This is a genomic window from Sutterella sp., assembly GCF_030539355.1.
GTDB lineage: Bacteria > Pseudomonadota > Gammaproteobacteria > Burkholderiales > Burkholderiaceae_F > Sutterella.
The window spans coordinates 1-3,142 of the sequence record NZ_JAUNSF010000029.1 but is presented as its reverse complement, the minus strand read 5'-3'; the positions used below and the strand labels follow the sequence as shown (position 1 = coordinate 3,142).

Here is a 3,142-nt window from a genome sequence, read left to right as displayed (position 1 = left end):
GAAGTCGAGCACGATGCACCCGACGGTCACGCCGAGCGCGACGATGCGGTCGCAGACCTCGGGTCTCTTTCCGAGGAACCCCGCGCGCAGCTCCGGAAACCGGGTCCAGCCGTCGGTCACGTCCTCGAGGAACCCCTCGCCGACGGGCTTGACGAAGTATTCCGTCTTCTCGCTCCTCAGCACATCCTCGAGGCCGAACCCGACCGACTCCGGCACGTAGCGGGCGAACCAGCCGGCGAGCTCCGCGAGCGGCATCATGCCGGGCTCCCTCCCGGGCTCTCTCCCGGGATGCACATGCACGGCGAGCCCCGCGATGAACCTCATCATCGCCGCCTCGCCGATCCGGCCGACGATCTCGTTCATGATCGCGTCGGAGAAGAGCCCCCGACCCTCGTGACGGCTCACCGGTTCGCAGTTCTCCAGGCGGAACTCCGCCTCCCAGCGGCCGTTCCTCGGCACCATGCGGACGAAGATCCGGTCCGCATCGAGCTTCAGGAGGTCCGGCTCTCCGACCGTCTCGCCCCGCCCGCCGGCCCTGCGGCCCGCGAGGAAGCGCCACTCGGGAACGACCTCCCCGAGGTGACGCACGACCTCGAGCACCATCGGGATCTCCACGCGGCACCCCCTGGGCGAGATCACGACCTCGATGCGGCCGTCATCGGGCGAGACCGCCGCATCGACGAACCAGCCCGTGCCGAGCTCGAAGAAGAGCTCGCGCAGACGCGCAACACCCTCGGCGGGATTCGCCCTGAGGCATTCGGAGAGCCCGGCGGCCTCCGCCGCCAGGCGCTTTCCGAAGAGAAAGAGCCTTTCAACGAGAGGCGAGACGGGCTCGTCACCCGACACGGCTCCCACGGCCCTCGCAAGGAGCCCCGCCGTCCCGGCGTCAAGCGGCCGCATGCGGAGCGCGCGCTCAAGGAAGTGTCCCGCCTCACCGGGGCGGTTGAGGATCGTGAAGGCATACCCCATGCGGAAGTTCCAGGCCCAGGTGTTCTCGAGCGCGGTCCCGCAGGACTCGAGCAGCTCAAGGGCTTCCTCGGCCTGACGGGCCGGGATCTGCGCATCAAGGTACGTATGCTGATCGATGTACGACGGAAACCGGGTGTCCGCCGGACGGGCGAGGTTGTTGAAGGCCGCCGCAAGCTCCCCGGCGACGACGGGCGACACCGGCGTGCCCGCGGTCTCCTTCATGAAGGCCGGGAGCCGCGACCAGTCGCAGGCCTCGTCCATCTCCGCGATCGCCGTGAGAAGCTTCACGTCATCGGCCGTGAGGAACGTCCGGCCCGCAGGCGTCCCGGCAATGGCGACGAGCTGCGAGGCCGCGGGGCTCTCGTCCTGCCTGTTCCACCGCTCCCACCTGTCCTCCAGCCCATTCCATCTGTTCTCGGGCTCAAAGCGCATCCCGCCCATCTCATTGAAGCAGATCACGGCATCCTTGCCGAGCTCCGGATCGTCGGCAAGGCTCGCGAGCAGCGAGCGGAGCAGGCGCTTCGGAAGCCGGGCGAACCCGGCCTCGGTCATGTAAAAGCGGATCCTGTGCGGCCGCCCCGCGACGACGATCGTCCCGCCGCACCAGTCGCGGTCCGGGAGATCCGGCCCGATCCAGTCGGTGAGGCCGTGCCGCCCGAGAATCGCGAGACGCTCCTCGATGCCGGCGCGGTCCGGCGTGAGATCCAGCACCCGGGCGCAGCGGTTCACGTAGTACCTGTCACACCCGCGCTCATCCGTCACGTCGTAATAGACCTTGAGCTCGTCGATCATTTCGACGGGCGTGAGGTCACCGAACCCGAACTCCATCTCGGCGAGCGAGGCGCCGGCCTCGATCTGCCCGAGGACGCGGACGTACTCGGGCCGCCCGCCTCCGAGCTCAAGCGCCCTGCGGGCGGCCTCGAGCGCCGCCTCACGCTCGCCCGCCGAGGCGCGCAGCTTGGCCGCGACGAGCCACGCGCGGGCCTCGGAGCGCTCGGAGCGGCTGTACCACTCGAGACCGAGGGGGCCGCCCTCGGAGAGAATCCTCACGGCGCGCTCGGCCTCCTCACGGGCCCTTGCACACTCGCCGAGCCCGAGCCAGGCCTCGGCGAGCAGACGCGAATGCGTGGCGCAGGCGCGGACATCGCTGTTGCGGCCGAGGTCAAGAAGCTCCCGGAGGGCCCTGACGACCCCAACGAAGGTTGAGTTCCAGATGTCCAGATCCGCGCTGAGGAGATTCAGATCGAGAAACTCGGCAACGGCGTCCGCGTCGAGTTCGGCCGGGATGTCCGTGACGTCAGTGATCGCCCCGTCCCGGATGTCGTCGAGATCGTCGGCCATGCGATAGGGAGAGGGGCAGGGACGGGCGAGCTCGGCCTCGAAGCGACTGCGGTACCAGTCGGTGTCGGGCAGGTAAAAAGCGCAAAAGGTCATCATGCCTCCTGAAAAAAGGAAGAACGGAAAAAAGAGGATTGAAATTGTTATCAGGAAGAGCGGACGGGAATCACTCAGCCGTCGCAGCGATTCCCGGGCGCCGCGAGCACCGTCCTGATGACAGGCAGCAGGGCGTTCCTGAGCTCGGGCTCGTAGCTCTCGAGATAGAGCGCGGCAATCCGGCGCGGGTCCTCGCCGAACTCACGGGCGAGCGGGCCGATGTATCTCTGCGGGATGCGGCTCGCGCCGGAGAGCCAGTTGGTGAGCGAACCGCGGCTCACATCAAGCCTGCGGCCGAGCGCGGAGACATTCCGATGCTCCCGGAGCACCCTGTCCCTGAACCATCGGTTGAGCGATGTGCTCCCGATGTCATGGTATGCGTTCAGCATACTTCGCCTCCCTTCGTCAAAATGTTCCGTCGCAGATGTCTTTGTTTTTTGCGACGGGAATGAATAATATAGATTTCCTCCGAGAAAGTCAAGAGATGAGCAAATGAAGCATTAAATGGAACTAGTTCCATCACTTCCTTATTTTTCAAAGACTTACGATTATGTAAAGAACTAGTTCCGAAAATCGGCGTTCCGCCCCAGAGCTGAATCGCATTTAACTTTTACCGGTTATATTTAAATGCAGCCTTCTACAGAAGGAAAATAGTTCCGCTTCCGCAGATGCCTTTTCCATTGAAAGCGCTGCAATTTTTCACGGATTGAATCATCATCGACATGATGGTTGGCTGGTG

2 protein-coding genes are annotated in these 3,142 nt (G+C 65.0%); both read right to left on the bottom strand.

Annotated elements, in window-relative coordinates; translation table 11 throughout:
- On the bottom strand, positions 1–2,406 hold a 2,406-nt coding region (locus tag Q4F91_RS06215), incomplete at its 3' end, for a hypothetical protein (RefSeq protein WP_303335814.1).
- Between the two features lie 71 nt (positions 2,407–2,477).
- Positions 2,478–2,792 (bottom strand): helix-turn-helix transcriptional regulator, encoded by a 315-nt coding sequence (locus tag Q4F91_RS06210; protein WP_303335811.1) that lies wholly within the window; start codon positions 2,790–2,792, stop codon positions 2,478–2,480.
- Between the last annotated feature and the right edge of the window lie 350 nt (positions 2,793–3,142).